Here is a 13,894-nt window from a genome sequence, read left to right on the forward strand (position 1 = left end):
CTGATAAACATGAGAATTACAGATTTGATGATAAAAGAAGCAATGATCATGAATCTGCAGGCAACTACAAAAGAGGCGGCAATTGATGAACTGATTGCCAGCCTGGCGGCCAGCGGACGGATTAATGACAAGGTGCTGTTCAAAGAAAAGATTCTGGCGCGTGAAGCCCAGTCCAGCACCGGGATCGGCGGCGGAATTGCCATGCCGCATGCCAAGACCTCTGCAGTTAATGAAGCTACTGTAGTATTCGCCAAGAGTCGCGCAGGTGTAGAGTACGAATCACTGGACGATGAGCCGGCCAAGCTGTTCTTTATGATTGCCGCACCGGAGGGTGCCGGGAATATGCACATGCGCACCCTGGCAGCATTGTCCCGCTTGCTCATTGAAAGCGAATTCATCGAGGCGCTCATGCAGGCCTCCACACCTGATGAGGTTGCTGCATTGTTTGATGCCAAGCAGGCGGAGCAGGATGCCAAGGCAGAAGCAGATAAGGCTGCTCCTGCAGTTAAGCCGGCGCCTGAGAAGCTGATCGTTGGAAATCCGGAATCCTCCGGTTTTGTTGTAGCTGTTACAGCTTGTCCTACAGGAATTGCCCACACCTTCATGGCCGAAGATGCATTGAAGAAAAAGGCGCTGGAGATGGGTGTTAATATCCGCGTTGAGACCAACGGCTCGGAAGGCGCGCAGAATGTGCTTACCGAAGATGAGATCCGCCGGGCCAGCGGTGTTATTGTGGCGGCCGACAAAAATGTTGAAATGGCCCGCTTCGCCGGCAAGCCGGTGCTGCAAAGACCGGTAAGTGACGGTATCCGTAAGCCTGAAGAACTGATCAGCAAAGCACTTAAGGGCGATGCCCCGATCTACCAGGACGGCGGACGCAGCACGGGCAGCGAAGCTGCTCCGGCTAAATCGGGCAGCGTGGGAAGCAAAATCTACAAAGATCTGATGAACGGTATTTCGCACATGCTTCCGTTCGTAGTCGGCGGCGGTATCCTGCTTGCCATTTCCTTCCTGATCGAGCAGGTTGCCGGCGTCGATAACCCGCTGGTGAAGCTGCTGCAGACGATCGGCGGCGGCGATGGTGCCTTCCACTTCCTGATTCCGATCCTCGCCGGATTTATCGCGATGAGCATAGGTGACCGGCCGGCACTGATGCCGGGTATGGTCGGCGGCATCATGGCCCTGAATTCCAACGCCGGCTTCCTCGGCGGTCTGGCTGCCGGTTTCCTGGCCGGTTATGTCATCATCGGCCTGCGTAAAGCCTTTGCCGGCCTGCCGCGCACGCTTGACGGACTGAAGCCGATTCTGCTCTACCCGGTCTTTGGCCTGCTGATCACCGGAACTGTAGCATACTATATATTCGATCCGGTCTTTGGCTCCATTAATACAGCAATGATTGATGCCCTTAACAGATTGGGCACCGGCAATATGGTTCTTCTGGGTACTGTTCTTGGCGGAATGATGGCTATTGATATGGGCGGCCCGTTCAACAAAGCGGCTTATACCTTTGCAATCGGCGTATTCACCTCCAGCGGCAACGTGAACGGCCTGATGATGGCTGCGGTAATGGCCGGCGGCATGGTGCCTCCGCTGGCAATCGCGCTGGCGACAACATTGTTCAAGAACAAGTTCACCGAAACCGAACGCAAATCCGGGCTGACGAATTATGTACTTGGCCTGTCGTTTATTACTGAAGGTGCAATTCCGTTTGCGGCAGCCGATCCGCTGCGTGTGCTGACTACCTGCATCATCGGTTCTGCTGTTGCCGGCGGACTGACACAGCTCTGGCACATTAACGTGCCTGCACCGCACGGAGGAATTTTCGTTGCCTTTCTTTCCAGCAACGCGCTCCTGTTCCTGCTGGCTGTGGTGATCGGTGCCGTAATTTCCGGCCTGACGCTGGGACTGTGGAAGAAGCCGCTGCAGACCAAATAATAGCTTCTAAAACGGTACGTTTTAAATAAAGAAGGGGCTGTCCCAAAAGTAGTTTTTCTACGAGTAAAGACATACTCTTCACCTTTTCAGAACTGCAAAAAAGTCAAAGAGCAGCCATTCTCCCGTCACTGGAGAATGGCTGCTCTTTGTTTTTGGTCATTTGCAGCTTGCTTCAGTAGATTGTGAGCAAGCGAAAGCCATCCGACCTGGGGCGTCACTTTCTCCATGCCGCGAAGCAGAAATCGTCGGAAGCCCCCGGTTGTTCTTCAGTTGTCCAAATACACTTTCCGGTACTGTCATTCGGCGTACAGACAAAGCATAGCCTTCCTCACATGGTATATTAAATGTACAAAGAAACTCCTCCTATGAGTTGAAATGGTTGGGTGGTACCTCCATTTAATCAAAGAGTGGTTTCTTTTTTTAGGTTTTTTAAAGATTGAGGATGCGTTTTCCGCTTAAACAGTGGAGTGGACGGACTGATTGTGGAAAAGCGGCAGCGGTCGCCTTGGTCTCCGGATTTTCACCGCTAAGGGGAATGAAAAAAATCTGGAGAGCACAGCGATTGGAACAACGGTCTGTTCACGGAGCGTCCAGTCAAAAAGCCTAAGTAGATCCTACGTAAAAAATAGCGCTGTCCCCAGCAGCATTTCATGGCTTTTGGGACAGCCGCTTTTTTGGTTTCAATTCCGCTGCAATTTGAAGGTGTAATTCTGTATAATTAATAATATATATAAACAGAAGTTAAAGGAGAGAGCGAAATGATTCTGCACAGAGGGGAAGTCTTGTTCCGTCAGGGAGACAGCTGCGATTATCTATACAAGGTCAAGAGCGGGCTGTTCAAAGTAACAAGACTGCATGAAAACGGGAATATGGTATTGTTTAACCTGCTGTATCCCGGTGAGACCGTTCCCCATCATTCCCTCATTTCGCCAAAGGAGGCGCATGGAACGGCTGTTGCCATGATAAAAAGTGAAATTGAGGTCGTTCCGGCTGCGGAGTGGTACCGGGAGCTGCGCGAGAATCCGGACAAAGTGATGGAGATTGCGCTGCTGCTTCAGGAGAAGGTCCGGTTCATGCAGACACGGCTGGATCACCTTACCGTCGGCTCACCGGCTGAACGGATGGAGCTGCTTAACCGCTGGATGAAGGATTACGCTTACGGTGCACAGCTTACAGATTTGCTGACCCAGGAGGAAATCGGACAATTGATCGGTGTCCGGCGCGAAACGGTCAATCGTCTGCTGCGGAATCAGGGCTGAATGCAGATTTTACATGAATGAAGCGTAAAATTTACATGATTCGTGATGTTTTTACTGGAAACCTGTTTAGAGACAGCCTGCCGCGTGGTATAATCTATTCAGAAGTTATCAAATTAAAGAAAGGATCAGGATACCATGTGTCCCCGAAGGACGAATCCCCAAAGGACGATTTGGAAACGTTATGATCTGTCTTATACTTAGCTTCCCTGTCGAAGGTGCGAAACGTTGTAATTGACGAAGCCGCCTCTCACTAGGGAAGGGAGTATTGTATGCGAAGGAAAAGCTCCTCTGGCATGCCCCCCCGTAGAGGCTTAAGCGACGTCTGAGCCGCCAACTACGATAAGGGGAGACCTGTATGAGGAATCACAACAACGGCATGAAGCTGCCGTTACGACTCACCGTTATTTTGTCCGGAACTTTGCTGTTAGCCTTTACTTATTATCACATTAATTATCAGAATCATTTGACCGAGGGCGGGTTCGTCGGCCTGGCATTGCTCGGCAAATACGTACTAGGCATTTCACCATCGATATCCACTCTACTATTAGACATTCCAGTACTTATAATCGCAATCATGTTCAAAGGAAAATCGTTCGTAATGAACACCGTCATTTCAGTAATAGCCTTTACACTGTTCTACGGGCTGATGGAACGCTATTCCGGATGGGTGATCGACTTGCAGGATAATCTGCCGCTTGCGGCATTGTTATCCGGCGTACTGACAGGTCTTGGAGCGGGAATGATCCTTCGCGGCGGTGGTGCAAGCGGCGGTGACGATATTTTATCGCTGCTGATCAGTGAATGGAAGGGAATTAAGGTAGGTACCGTCTTTATCCTTATGGATGTTATTGTGCTGGCATTGTCTCTTATATATATGCCGCTCAAAGAGACGCTGTACACTGTAATGGCCGTAGTAGTAGCCGGCTATGTTATTACCTTGACCACAACACTTGGCAAACCGAAGCTGAACAAAGTACCGAAGCTTCAGCCGCAGCTGAGTAAGCCGCAGGATAGTACAGTAGCGTGATTAGCGCAAAGTTAACCCCGTACCGCGGGGTTCAAGATCAAAGGCCAGGCTGGATGCATACATGCATCTGTCCTGGCCTTTATTTATTGTATCTTGAAGATTGAAACCGCTGCTGCGGGCAGAGCGTATATACCTCATTCGATACATCATGGAAGCGCAGAGACGCGAATACATATGCATTATTAACCTTTGGGAGGCTGCAGGAATGAGTGCACACGAAATTGATTATGTGATTATGGGCGAAGAAATCCAGTGTGTGGAGGTACAGCTTGATCCAGGTGAGAGCGTAGTTGCCGAAGCCGGAAGCTTTATGATGATGGACCCTGAAATAACGATGGAGACGATTTTTGGTGACGGCTCCGGCTCCCGGCAGGGCAGCGGGCTGATGGGCAAGCTTATGGGCGCAGGCAAGCGGGTGCTGACCGGCGAGAGCCTGTTTATGACAGTATTTACACACAGCGGGCATTACGGCCGGAAGAATGTTACCTTCGCTGCCCCTTATCCGGGTAAAATCATTCCGCTTGATCTGCAGCAGTACTCAGGTAAGGTAATCTGCCAGAAGGATTCATTCCTGTGCGCGGCCAAGGGCGTATCGGTAGGCATTGAATTTCAGCGCAAGCTGGGCGTAGGTTTTTTTGGCGGGGAAGGCTTCATTATGCAAAAGCTGGAGGGAGACGGCCTTGCCTTTGTCCATTCCGGCGGTCATGTGCTGGAGCGGACGCTGCAGCCGGGAGAGACAATCAAGCTGGATACAGGCTGTCTTGTAGCGATGACCTCTTCTGTGGATTACAACATTGAATTTGTAAAAGGAGTCAAAACCGCGCTGTTTGGCGGCGAGGGCCTGTTCTTTGCAACCCTGCGCGGACCGGGTAAGGTCTGGGTGCAGTCGCTGCCGTTCAGCCGGATGGCTGACCGTATCCTGTCGGCAGCAGGCGGCTCCGGCCGCAAGGAGGAAGGCAGTATTCTTGGCGGCCTGGGCAATCTGCTGGACGGCAGATAGACTCTAGACAGACGTATCATCAGCAGCAGGGAGTATTAACCGAACAGCCGCACTGCCGGATAACCGGGAGGGCGGCTGTTTGTTGTGCGCAGCCTTATTTTACCGGGGAATGTCCGGTTTTAACGGCAGCGATCAGCAGAAACATCGGACGGTGGACCCCCTGCCAGGCGGGATTCTGCTCCAGCATCTCCGGTGACAGGTATGCCGGTAACGGAGCCGGCCCCCTGCTCACGCGCATACCGAGTATATCTCATATTTGACTAGCCCGCAGGGACTGTATATATTATGGGCAAACCCTCATGCTATACGCCTGGGATGCGACCGGAGGACTCTTATGTTCAGAATATTCATTATTGAAGATGATCAGGGGCTCGTTGCCCTGCTGCAGAATTACTTACATAAATTCGGCTACGAAACCCGGGCCGCGCAGGATTTTGAAGCGGTCAAAACTGAATTCGAGCAGTATGCACCGCACCTGGTGCTGCTGGACGTCAATTTGCCCAAGTTCGACGGGTACTACTGGTGCCGCCAGATCCGGGGAATCTCCACTTGTCCGGTACTGTTCATCTCTGCCCGCGACGGAAAGATGGATCAGGTCATGGCGCTGGAGAACGGGGCGGATGATTATATCACGAAGCCGTTTGACTATGAAATTGCTTTTGCCAAAATCAAAAGCCATCTCCGCCGGGCATACGGCTCCTATGCTGCAGGCGGGAATGAGCGCGGCCTGAGTGTGTCCGGGCTGACGCTTGATGCCGAGCGGCTTGTCCTGTCACGCGGCAGCGCCAGAATTGAGCTCAGCCATACCGAAGCCAAAATTCTCGATGAGCTGATGCGAAAAGCCGGTACTCTCGTTACGCGCGACCGGCTGCTGGAGAAAATCTGGGACGACCAGGCCTTTGTCGACGATAATACCCTGAATGTCTATGTTACCCGGGTACGGAAAAAGCTGGCGGTTCTGGACATCCAGGATGGTCTGCAAACCGTGCGCGGCCAGGGCTACCGCTTATCCGGGGACTGGGGGGAACTGTAGATGAAGCTGTTTTTGCAGGAACAGACACCGCTTATTATCATTTATCTGGCCCAACTGCTGATCATCTCTCTTGTATACCGGCTGGACGGCGGCAGTGCAGTGGAGGTTAGCCTGTACGCTGCACTGCTGAGCACATGCCTGCTGGCGGCCTATTTAGCCTACCGTTACATCTCGAACCGTACCTTTTATGAACGGCTGCAGACCCCGCCCGGCACACTGAACGAATCGGGTGGCCCGGCCCAAAGCTCACCGCTGGCCGATAGCCTGCGCAATCTGCTGACCCGTCAGTTCCAGCTCTATCAGAACGATCTGCACAGCTACCGCCACAAGCTGGAGGAGCATATTCATTTCATCAACCAGTGGGTGCACAGCATGAAGACGCCGCTGTCTGTCATCCATCTGATCATCCAGGATAAGGACGGACCGCCGTTTACGGCGATCAGCGATGAGCTGGACCGGCTGAAGAAGGGGCTGGACACCGTACTGTATACTGCAAGGCTGGATACGTTCGAGCATGATTTTTACGTTGAACAGCTGAAGCTGGAGGAGGTGGTGCGCAGCGTGACGTCTGAGCAGAAAAGACTGTTTATCCGCAAGCGTGTCTTCCCGGCAATCAGCATAGAGAGCGGGCTCACGATTACTTCAGACGAGAAGTGGCTCGGATTCGTGCTGACCCAGCTGATTACGAATGCGCTCAGGTACACGGTTGAGGAAGGGAGATTCGTTCATTTTCACGGCTATACTGCAGCGCAGGGACAGGCGGTGCTTGAGGTGCGCGATGAAGGGGTGGGTATTCCGCCCGGTGACCTGCCGCGGGTGTTCGATGCTTATTTTACCGGGGTGAACGGACGCACATTTCAGGAATCAACAGGGATGGGACTGTATCTGGTGAAGCAGATCTGCGGTAAGCTGGGGCATAGGGCGGAGATTTCCTCTGAGGCAGGGCAGGGTACGGCGGTACGGATTATTTTTTCGGGCTCGGGGGCAGCCGGTAGCGCAGAATCAGCAGCACAACAGTAGAGACAACGGCCAGCGATAACGTATTGGTGATGAGAAAAGCCAGCCCCGTCCCGTCAGCGGCCAGCCTGAGTGCATAAGCCTCCATCAGTCCGATACCCAGCAGCATCAGCAGGTAGGCTTTGAGACTCAAGTCAGACACTGACTTCGTTCTTATAATCTGAATAATCTGCGGAATCCAGCCCACAGACAGAATTATGCCGCCAAGCAGCTGCATCAGCGCAAACAGCATGCTCACACCTCCAGGTTTATCATTTTCTTATACGTTGTATGTTGTAGCGGGCGGATAGGTGACAGCTTATGATTCAGATGACTAGTCACACTGATTAGAAGACAAGCCGGCCGGACTTTACAACGGAGAAATTGGGCGCCTGAAGGTGTTAGCATAGCTAGCCGCATAACAAAGACCCCCGCTGACCAATATGGTACAACGGGGGTCTTTGTTGTGACGGGGGCCGGAAATGCCCCGCATAAGGCGGCAGCAGACTATTGCTGCTGCCCCAGCCGTGCAAGCTGCTCCAGCAGCTGTGCAGCTTCGCTATGCGGAAAAGCCTCCGCCAGCACCTCGCTTACAGTTATCCGCGCCCGGTCCACCTTGCTCTGCCCGATCGCTGTCAGTGAAGTATAGATGCTGCGGCGGTCATTATCGCAGTTCTTCCGCTCCAGCGCTCCGCAGCCTTTGGCCTCAAAGCGGCTGACCAGCCGCGAAACTGCGCTCTGGCTGAGTCCGACCATGGACTCCAGCTGCTGCAGCCGCAGCTTCTTCTCCGGAGCCTCGGACAGAAACAGCAGCAGGTAAAACTCCTTGAGCGACAGCTGAAAGTTCTCCTGCAGACGAACTTCAAGCTCATTCGCTACATTCATCTGTATATGGGTCAGAGACAACCAGCTGGTAATCAGGTCATCCTCCAGATTCTTCTTCATCTGCATAATCCTCTCCCGGTGCATGCCGGCGCATGAAATTAGTTAAAATCCATTATACCATTATCACCCCGGCGGTTGCGAGAAAAGAAGCCGGCCAGCCTGAAAGCTGCACGATCCATTACTCTCAGCTCTTATCTGACGGTTTAGTTATTGACCCGGGGAAATCCGAACGTATACTGCTTCGGAATACCTGCATCCTTGCCCAGCTGTACGCCTGCTTCCAGCGTCCAGTAAGGATTTCGGAGCATGCCGCGTCCGACAGCTACCAGATCCGCCTCTTCATTGCCGATAACCGCATTGGCCAGTGCGGCTTCATCAAGCCGGCCTACTGCAATAACGGGAACATTCAGTTCCTGCTTGAATGCCCGGGCCAGCGGCACCTGATAGGCGGCATGAGTACCCGGTCTGCCCGAAGCGGCAATGGCCCCTTCTCCGCCGGCGCTGATATGGAAAATATCCGCTCCGGCTTCCTTATAAGCCGCACCGATATTCAGGCTTTCTGTAAGCCCGTAGCCGCCCTCGACATATTCCTGGGCAGAGATGCGCATAATGAGCGGCATGCCTTCCGGCATTTCCTGCTTCACGGCAGCAATTACCTCTTTGCCGAACAAGGTGAGATCCTGTCCGTATTCATCAGTTCTGCGGTTGGTGAGCGGCGAATGGAACTGGTGAATCAGATAGCCGTGGGCGCCGTGCAGCTCGATGACATCGAAGCCGGCCTTTACGGCACGTTGTACACCAGCCTGGAATTTGCCGACCATATCCTTCACTTCCGCTGTTGTCAGCTCGCGGGGGGTCTTGGATTTATCATCGAACGGAATAGGGGAAGAGGATACCGGAACAGCAGCATCTTCAGCCTTGCGTCCGGCATGGGCTATCTGGATGCCAACTTTCGCGCCATAGGCGTGGCAGGCGTCAACAATACGGGCAAGGGCAGGGATGTGTTCATCTGACCAGATGCCCAGATCATAATCCGTAATACGGCCGTCAGGCTCGATATCGGTCATTTCTATAATAATTAGTCCGGTGCCGCCGACGGCACGGCTTACATAGTGGTTATAATGCCAGTCTGTAGCAATTCCGTCCTTTGCCGTTACAGAATACTGGCACATAGGAGGCAGAACTACGCGGTTCTTCAGCTTCAAATCCATCAATTCATACGGGGTGAACAAGTCTTTCATTTGTATCTCTCCTTGGCAGAGTGCCTGAATTTGGCATGCTGTATGTAAACGGAAGGGTCATTATTATCCGTTAATTAATAAATGCATGCTCATGCATATAAATATAGGCGGCTCAGCTGAGAATGTCAACCCTTGCTTGCTTACAATAATGTAAGGTGACTGTAAGTTTCAGAAATAGCACCGGGTGTTAACACTTTGTATAATAAAACCAATCTAAAAGACGTAAGGAGCGGAAGCACTTGCCCCTGTTAGACGTACACAATCTATCCAAAATATATGAGGGCAAGGTATCGACCCAGGCGCTGAACCATATCCGCTTTGCTGTAGAGAAGGGGGAATTCGTCGGTATAATGGGACCTTCCGGCAGCGGCAAAACAACACTGCTCAACGTCATCGCCACTATCGATGAGCCTACCTCGGGTGAAGTTATGATCGGCGGACGTGATCCGAATAAGCTGGACCGTAATGCGAAGGCTTTGTTCAGACGCAAGGAGCTGGGCTTCGTCTTTCAGCAGTTCAATCTGCTGGATACCCTCACCGCCGGGGAGAACATTATTCTCCCGCTAACCCTGGCCGGAGTACCGGTTCCGGAGATGGAGCGCCGGCTGCAGGAGGCGGCGGCCAGACTGGATATCCTGCCGCTGCTGGGGAAACGGACCTTTGAGCTGTCAGGAGGCCAGACACAGCGGGTGGCCATTGCCAGGGCGATGATTCACCGCCCTTCGCTGATTCTGGCTGATGAGCCGACGGGCAGCCTGGATTCCAAAACGGCAGGTGAAGTTATGGGCCTGCTGGCTGAGGTGAATGAAGCAGAAGGAGCCACTGTACTGATGGTTACGCATGATGCGGTGGCGGCCAGCTTCTGCCACCGTGTTATTTTTATCAAAGACGGGCGCTTCTACAGTGAGATGTACCGCGGCAGCAGCAGAGCAGCCTTTTTCCAGAATATTATCGACATGCTGTCGCTGCTGGGAGGAGCTTCCCATGACCTTTCGCCAATTCGCCTATAGGAACGTCACACGTAACAAACGCAAATACGCCGCTTACTTTGTCTGCAGCTCCTTTTCCGTAATGATTTTCTTCCTGTGTGCCTTGTTTATTTTTCATCCGGCCATTTCAGGGGATCTGATTCTCAGCACGGCAGCTGATACGATGCTTGCAGCAGAGGCGATTATCTTTGTTTTCTCCTCGCTGTTCGTTCTGGTCTCCGTTGGTTCTTTTTTGCAGTCGCGCAAGCTGGAGTTCGGTCTCCTGCTGATGCACGGTATGACAAAGGCCCAGCTGAACACAATGGTATTCCTGGAAAATATGATGATTGGCGGCTCGGCTATCCTGAGCGGAACCCTGCTGGGTATGCTGCTCGGCAAGCTGTTCCTGATGATCGGGGCGGGGTTGCTCGGAATTGATCCTTTGAAATTTTATTTTTCCTGGCAGGCGCTTTTACTGACCATCAGCAGCTTCGCTCTGCTGTTTATCCTCATATCCCTAATCACATTTGTGCTGATCGGGCAGGATTCCCCGCGTATCCTGTTTCACGGCGGAACCAGGGCAGAGCAGACGCCGCGGATCTCCCCGCTGCCGGCTGCTGCCTCAGCGCTGCTGCTGCTGGGAGGATACGCCCTTGCAGCCTCGGCATCTGCAGTCTCCGTAGAGGTGATTATGCTCCCGGTCGTTGCCATTACAGTTGCCGGAACCTATCTGTTCTACACACAGCTAAGCCTGTATATCGCAAATGTCCTTCGCCGTATGCGGCGGTTCTACTGGCACAAGACCAATCTGATCATGCTCTCAGGCCTGTCCTACCGCTGGAAGGCAAACGGGCGGATGTTTTTCATGGTGACGATTGTGTCCGCGGTATCCTTTACCTCCGTAGGTGTGTTTGCGTCCATCCATACACTGTCCAGGGAGCTGCAGCTGGATTATCCGGCTGCCGTAGGTTATGTGGCCAAGGCCAATCAAGCCGGCTATAGACCCGAAGCTGACCTGCAGGGAATCCGGAATGAGCTGGAGCGCCTCGGGCTGCCCTATGAAACGCTGACGCTTCCGGTAAAATACGCAAAGGTTACTTCGCAGACCGGGCCGGACCGCACCTTCCTGCTTCCGCTGATTGCTTATACCGGCTATATGCAGGCACTGGAAAAAGCCGGATTTGTGTCCGCAGAGCAGCCGCCGGAGAACTATGAGGGGCTGGTCATGATCGGCTCCCAGCGCGACCGCAGCTTAACTGAAAGCCGGGTAAAGGCGGTATACACCTTGGAGCAGGGGATAGAGATCACGGAAGCCGGTTATACCGGGCATGTCCCGATTGCCGAATATCTGCTGCCTGAGCTTGACGGCAGAGACGGTGGCGATTTCAGCGGAATGGTTGTCAATGACAGCCTGTTCCAGGCAATTACAGCAGTGTATACCGACAGCTATACCGGCTTCTATGTTGAAGATTTCCCGCTGACCTCAGGTATTGCAAGCACACTCAGCGGCAAGGGGAAGGTAAGCTATGAGAGTGCTTCTCCATATGCGGTAGTGGTCAGCGGTACATTGTTTGAAATTCAAAAAATCCTCTACAGTACCATGCTGTTCGCTTCCCTGCTGGTCGGTACCGTCTTCTTCATTGCCGCAGGCAGCTTCTTATATTTCCGGCTCTATACGGACCTGGATCATGACCGGCAGCAGTACTCCACTTTGTCAAAAATGGGCCTGACCGACCGGGAGCTGGACCGTTCCGTCACTCTTCAGCTCGCACTGATGTTCTTTATTCCTGTCGGTATAGCCATGCTTCACTGCCTGTTTGCTTTTATCGCCTTGCAGCGGCTGTTCTACCTGTCCATTGCCGCCGAAACAGGCGCGGTGCTGGCCGGATACCTGGCGGCGCAGGGGTTGTATTTCTTTCTGATCAGAGGACGTTATCTGCGCAACCTCAAAAAAAATCTCATCTGAAAGCGGAGGACCCCACAATGAAAACCTGGATTACAGACTTTATGGAGCAGTTCGGCTATCTCGGCATTATGTTGATGCTTGCCTTTGAGAATATCTTTCCGCCGATTCCGTCGGAAATTATTCTGCCGTTCGGCGGATTCATGACAACAACCTCGGATATGACCATTCCAGGGGTGCTGATTGCCGCAACCGCCGGCTCTCTGCTCGGAGCTGTCGTACTGTACTGGGTCGGCCGGCTGCTGGATGTAAGCAGGCTGGAGCGTATTGTGGAGCGCTGGGGCGGATGGCTGCGGATCAGCGCCAAGGATATCCGGCGGGCGGATGCGTGGTTTGATAAATATGGCTACTGGACTGTTCTGTTCTGCCGGATGATTCCACTCGTCCGCAGCCTGATTTCTATACCGGCCGGAATGTCGGGGATGAAATTCGGCCAGTTCATGCTGTTCACTACGATCGGTACACTGGGCTGGAACACGCTGCTTATCCTGCTCGGTGCAGCACTGGGTGAGTCATGGGAAGACATTGCCGGTTATATGGATACGTACTCGAATGTTGTTTATATTGCGCTTGCCGCAGGGATGGTTCTATTGGGGATTTTATTTTTCCGCAGACGGCAGGCTGCCGGCAAAGCAAGCAGCCAGACCACAAAATAAGGAGGAAGAGACATGGAGCTGCTAACTATTATCAAAGCCATTATTCTCGGTATCGTAGAAGGACTGACTGAATTTGCTCCGGTTTCCTCCACCGGCCATATGATCATTGTGGATGACATGTGGCTGAAATCGCAGGAGTTCCTGGGAAAATATACAGCCAACACATTCAAGGTTGTAATCCAGCTGGGATCGATTCTTGCCGTGGTCATTATTTTCTACAAAAGATTTATTGATCTGCTCGGCCTGAAGCGGTTCAGCCGTAAAGAAATGACTGCTGTACCTGACGGTGTGCCGCAGGTAGAGACTGAAGGCCGCCTGAAGCTGGGCCAGGTTCTTGTCGGACTCATTCCTGCAGGAGTGTTCGGCCTGCTGTTTGAGGATTACATTGATGAACATCTGTTTTCTACCTCGACGGTGCTGATCGGACTGGTCGTCGGAGCTGTCTTTATGATTATTGCGGACCGTTTTGCACCTAGAAAAGTAAAAACAGAAACGGTCGACCAGATTACATACCGTCAGGCGCTGTCAGTCGGCCTTATACAGTGTGTCTCGCTCTGGCCGGGCTTTTCCCGCTCCGGCTCAACCATCTCCGGCGGTGTATTGCTGGGGATGAGCCACCGTGCTGCCGCAGACTTCACGTTTATTATGGCTGTGCCGATTATGGCCGGAGCGAGCCTGATCTCACTGATTAAAAACTGGCAGTACTTTACACTGGATGCACTGCCGTTTTTCATCGCCGGCTTCATCAGCGCCTTTCTGTTCGCGCTGCTGTCCATGCGCTTCTTCCTGAAGCTGATCAACCGGATTAAGCTGCTGCCGTTTGCAATCTACCGGATTGTACTGGCTGCCGTGGTCTATCTGGTCTGGTTCTAAGCAGCCTGTCAGGCTGTATCCATAAACCGAATTTATAGCAGGCTGCCGGAAGCGGCGG

Annotated in this window: 14 protein-coding genes and 1 pseudogene; 10 read left to right on the top strand and 5 right to left on the bottom strand. The window is 52.8% G+C overall.

What is annotated here, in order from left to right:
* Window positions 1-9: 9 nt before the first annotated feature.
* Entirely contained in the window at window positions 10-1,935 is a 1,926-nt protein-coding gene (locus BN3772_RS05000) for a PTS fructose transporter subunit IIABC (RefSeq protein ID WP_042197321.1), read from the top strand.
* 125 nt (window positions 1,936-2,060) lie between these two features.
* On the opposite strand, the pseudogene BN3772_RS31165 reads toward BN3772_RS05000, so the two are convergent.
* Window positions 2,061-2,265 (bottom strand): annotated as a pseudogene (locus BN3772_RS31165) (transposase); the annotation flags it as partial.
* Window positions 2,266-2,693: 428 nt separating this feature from the next.
* Here BN3772_RS31165 and BN3772_RS05010 point away from each other — a divergent pair.
* The 3 genes from BN3772_RS05010 to BN3772_RS05020 all read left to right on the top strand — a co-directional run bounded on the left by BN3772_RS05010 (window position 2,694) and on the right by BN3772_RS05020 (window position 5,221).
* The gene (locus tag BN3772_RS05010; RefSeq protein ID WP_042178745.1) at window positions 2,694-3,194 is read left to right on the top strand and encodes a Crp/Fnr family transcriptional regulator; all 501 of its coding nucleotides are present in this window, start codon (window positions 2,694-2,696) and stop codon (window positions 3,192-3,194) included.
* 355 nt (window positions 3,195-3,549) lie between these two features.
* Window positions 3,550-4,221 carry a YitT family protein gene (locus BN3772_RS05015; protein ID WP_042197323.1) on the top strand — a complete coding sequence of 224 codons (672 nt, stop codon included), beginning with the start codon at window positions 3,550-3,552 and terminating at the stop codon, window positions 4,219-4,221.
* Between the two features lie 205 nt (window positions 4,222-4,426).
* Window positions 4,427-5,221: a TIGR00266 family protein gene (locus BN3772_RS05020; protein WP_042178739.1), complete on the top strand. Its 795-nt coding sequence runs from the start codon at window positions 4,427-4,429 to the stop codon at window positions 5,219-5,221.
* Between the two features lie 94 nt (window positions 5,222-5,315).
* Here the strand turns inward: BN3772_RS05020 and BN3772_RS30515 are convergent, their stop codons facing one another.
* Window positions 5,316-5,459 carry a hypothetical protein gene (locus BN3772_RS30515; RefSeq protein ID WP_157643545.1) on the bottom strand — a complete coding sequence of 48 codons (144 nt, stop codon included), beginning with the start codon at window positions 5,457-5,459 and terminating at the stop codon, window positions 5,316-5,318.
* A 96-nt stretch (window positions 5,460-5,555) separates the two neighbouring features.
* On the opposite strand from BN3772_RS30515, the gene BN3772_RS05025 reads away from it, so the two are divergent.
* Complete coding sequence (locus tag BN3772_RS05025; protein ID WP_042197326.1) at window positions 5,556-6,254, top strand: response regulator transcription factor; 699 nt, start codon at window positions 5,556-5,558, stop codon at window positions 6,252-6,254.
* Complete coding sequence (locus BN3772_RS05030) at window positions 6,255-7,274, top strand: sensor histidine kinase (RefSeq protein WP_042197329.1); 1,020 nt, start codon at window positions 6,255-6,257, stop codon at window positions 7,272-7,274.
* On the opposite strand, the gene BN3772_RS05035 is transcribed toward BN3772_RS05030, so the two are convergent.
* From BN3772_RS05035 to BN3772_RS05045, 3 genes are all read right to left on the bottom strand, one after another.
* Window positions 7,219-7,503 carry a PQ-loop domain-containing transporter gene (locus BN3772_RS05035; protein WP_042197332.1) on the bottom strand — a complete coding sequence of 95 codons (285 nt, stop codon included), beginning with the start codon at window positions 7,501-7,503 and terminating at the stop codon, window positions 7,219-7,221. The genes BN3772_RS05030 and BN3772_RS05035 overlap by 56 nt on opposite strands.
* Before the next feature lie 254 nt (window positions 7,504-7,757).
* Entirely contained in the window at window positions 7,758-8,195 is a 438-nt protein-coding gene (locus BN3772_RS05040) for a MarR family winged helix-turn-helix transcriptional regulator (protein WP_042197437.1), read from the bottom strand.
* 143 nt (window positions 8,196-8,338) lie between these two features.
* Window positions 8,339-9,376 carry an NADH:flavin oxidoreductase/NADH oxidase gene (locus tag BN3772_RS05045; protein WP_042197334.1) on the bottom strand — a complete coding sequence of 346 codons (1,038 nt, stop codon included), beginning with the start codon at window positions 9,374-9,376 and terminating at the stop codon, window positions 8,339-8,341.
* A gap of 239 nt (window positions 9,377-9,615) precedes the next feature.
* On the opposite strand from BN3772_RS05045, the gene BN3772_RS05050 reads away from it, so the two are divergent.
* Genes BN3772_RS05050 through BN3772_RS05065 form a run of 4 tightly spaced genes read left to right on the top strand, consistent with a single transcriptional unit; the run spans window position 9,616 to window position 13,836 of the window.
* On the top strand, window positions 9,616-10,386 hold the full coding sequence (locus BN3772_RS05050) for an ABC transporter ATP-binding protein (protein ID WP_042197336.1): 771 nt from the start codon (window positions 9,616-9,618) through the stop codon (window positions 10,384-10,386).
* Window positions 10,361-12,310 carry an FtsX-like permease family protein gene (locus tag BN3772_RS05055; RefSeq protein ID WP_042197339.1) on the top strand — a complete coding sequence of 650 codons (1,950 nt, stop codon included), beginning with the start codon at window positions 10,361-10,363 and terminating at the stop codon, window positions 12,308-12,310. Before BN3772_RS05050 ends, BN3772_RS05055 begins: the two co-directional genes overlap by 26 nt.
* Before the next feature lie 17 nt (window positions 12,311-12,327).
* Window positions 12,328-12,963 (top strand): DedA family protein, encoded by a 636-nt coding sequence (locus tag BN3772_RS05060; protein WP_042197342.1) that lies wholly within the window; start codon window positions 12,328-12,330, stop codon window positions 12,961-12,963.
* Between the two features lie 12 nt (window positions 12,964-12,975).
* Complete coding sequence (locus BN3772_RS05065) at window positions 12,976-13,836, top strand: undecaprenyl-diphosphate phosphatase (protein ID WP_042197345.1); 861 nt, start codon at window positions 12,976-12,978, stop codon at window positions 13,834-13,836.
* Window positions 13,837-13,894: the final 58 nt, after the last annotated feature.

Origin of the sequence: Paenibacillus camerounensis, from assembly GCF_000723885.1 — a bacterium.
GTDB lineage: Bacteria > Bacillota > Bacilli > Paenibacillales > Paenibacillaceae > Paenibacillus_AQ > Paenibacillus_AQ camerounensis.

Bases quoted from the DNA above. Each gene is read 5' to 3' on its own strand.
- BN3772_RS05040 (WP_042197437.1), bottom strand. From the start codon at position 8,195: ATGAAGAAGAATCTGGAGGATGACCTGATTACCAGCTGGTTGTCTCTG.
- BN3772_RS05025 (WP_042197326.1), top strand. From the start codon at position 5,556: ATGTTCAGAATATTCATTATTGAAGATGATCAGGGGCTCGTTGCCCTG.
- BN3772_RS05020 (WP_042178739.1), top strand. From the start codon at position 4,427: ATGAGTGCACACGAAATTGATTATGTGATTATGGGCGAAGAAATCCAG.
- BN3772_RS05010 (WP_042178745.1), top strand. From the start codon at position 2,694: ATGATTCTGCACAGAGGGGAAGTCTTGTTCCGTCAGGGAGACAGCTGC.
- BN3772_RS05060 (WP_042197342.1), top strand. From the start codon at position 12,328: ATGAAAACCTGGATTACAGACTTTATGGAGCAGTTCGGCTATCTCGGC.
- BN3772_RS05015 (WP_042197323.1), top strand. From the start codon at position 3,550: ATGAGGAATCACAACAACGGCATGAAGCTGCCGTTACGACTCACCGTT.
- BN3772_RS30515 (WP_157643545.1), bottom strand. From the start codon at position 5,459: ATGCGCGTGAGCAGGGGGCCGGCTCCGTTACCGGCATACCTGTCACCG.
- BN3772_RS05000 (WP_042197321.1), top strand. From the start codon at position 10: ATGAGAATTACAGATTTGATGATAAAAGAAGCAATGATCATGAATCTG.
- BN3772_RS05055 (WP_042197339.1), top strand. From the start codon at position 10,361: ATGACCTTTCGCCAATTCGCCTATAGGAACGTCACACGTAACAAACGC.
- BN3772_RS05035 (WP_042197332.1), bottom strand. From the start codon at position 7,503: ATGCTGTTTGCGCTGATGCAGCTGCTTGGCGGCATAATTCTGTCTGTG.
- BN3772_RS05065 (WP_042197345.1), top strand. From the start codon at position 12,976: ATGGAGCTGCTAACTATTATCAAAGCCATTATTCTCGGTATCGTAGAA.
- BN3772_RS05030 (WP_042197329.1), top strand. From the start codon at position 6,255: ATGAAGCTGTTTTTGCAGGAACAGACACCGCTTATTATCATTTATCTG.
- BN3772_RS05045 (WP_042197334.1), bottom strand. From the start codon at position 9,376: ATGAAAGACTTGTTCACCCCGTATGAATTGATGGATTTGAAGCTGAAG.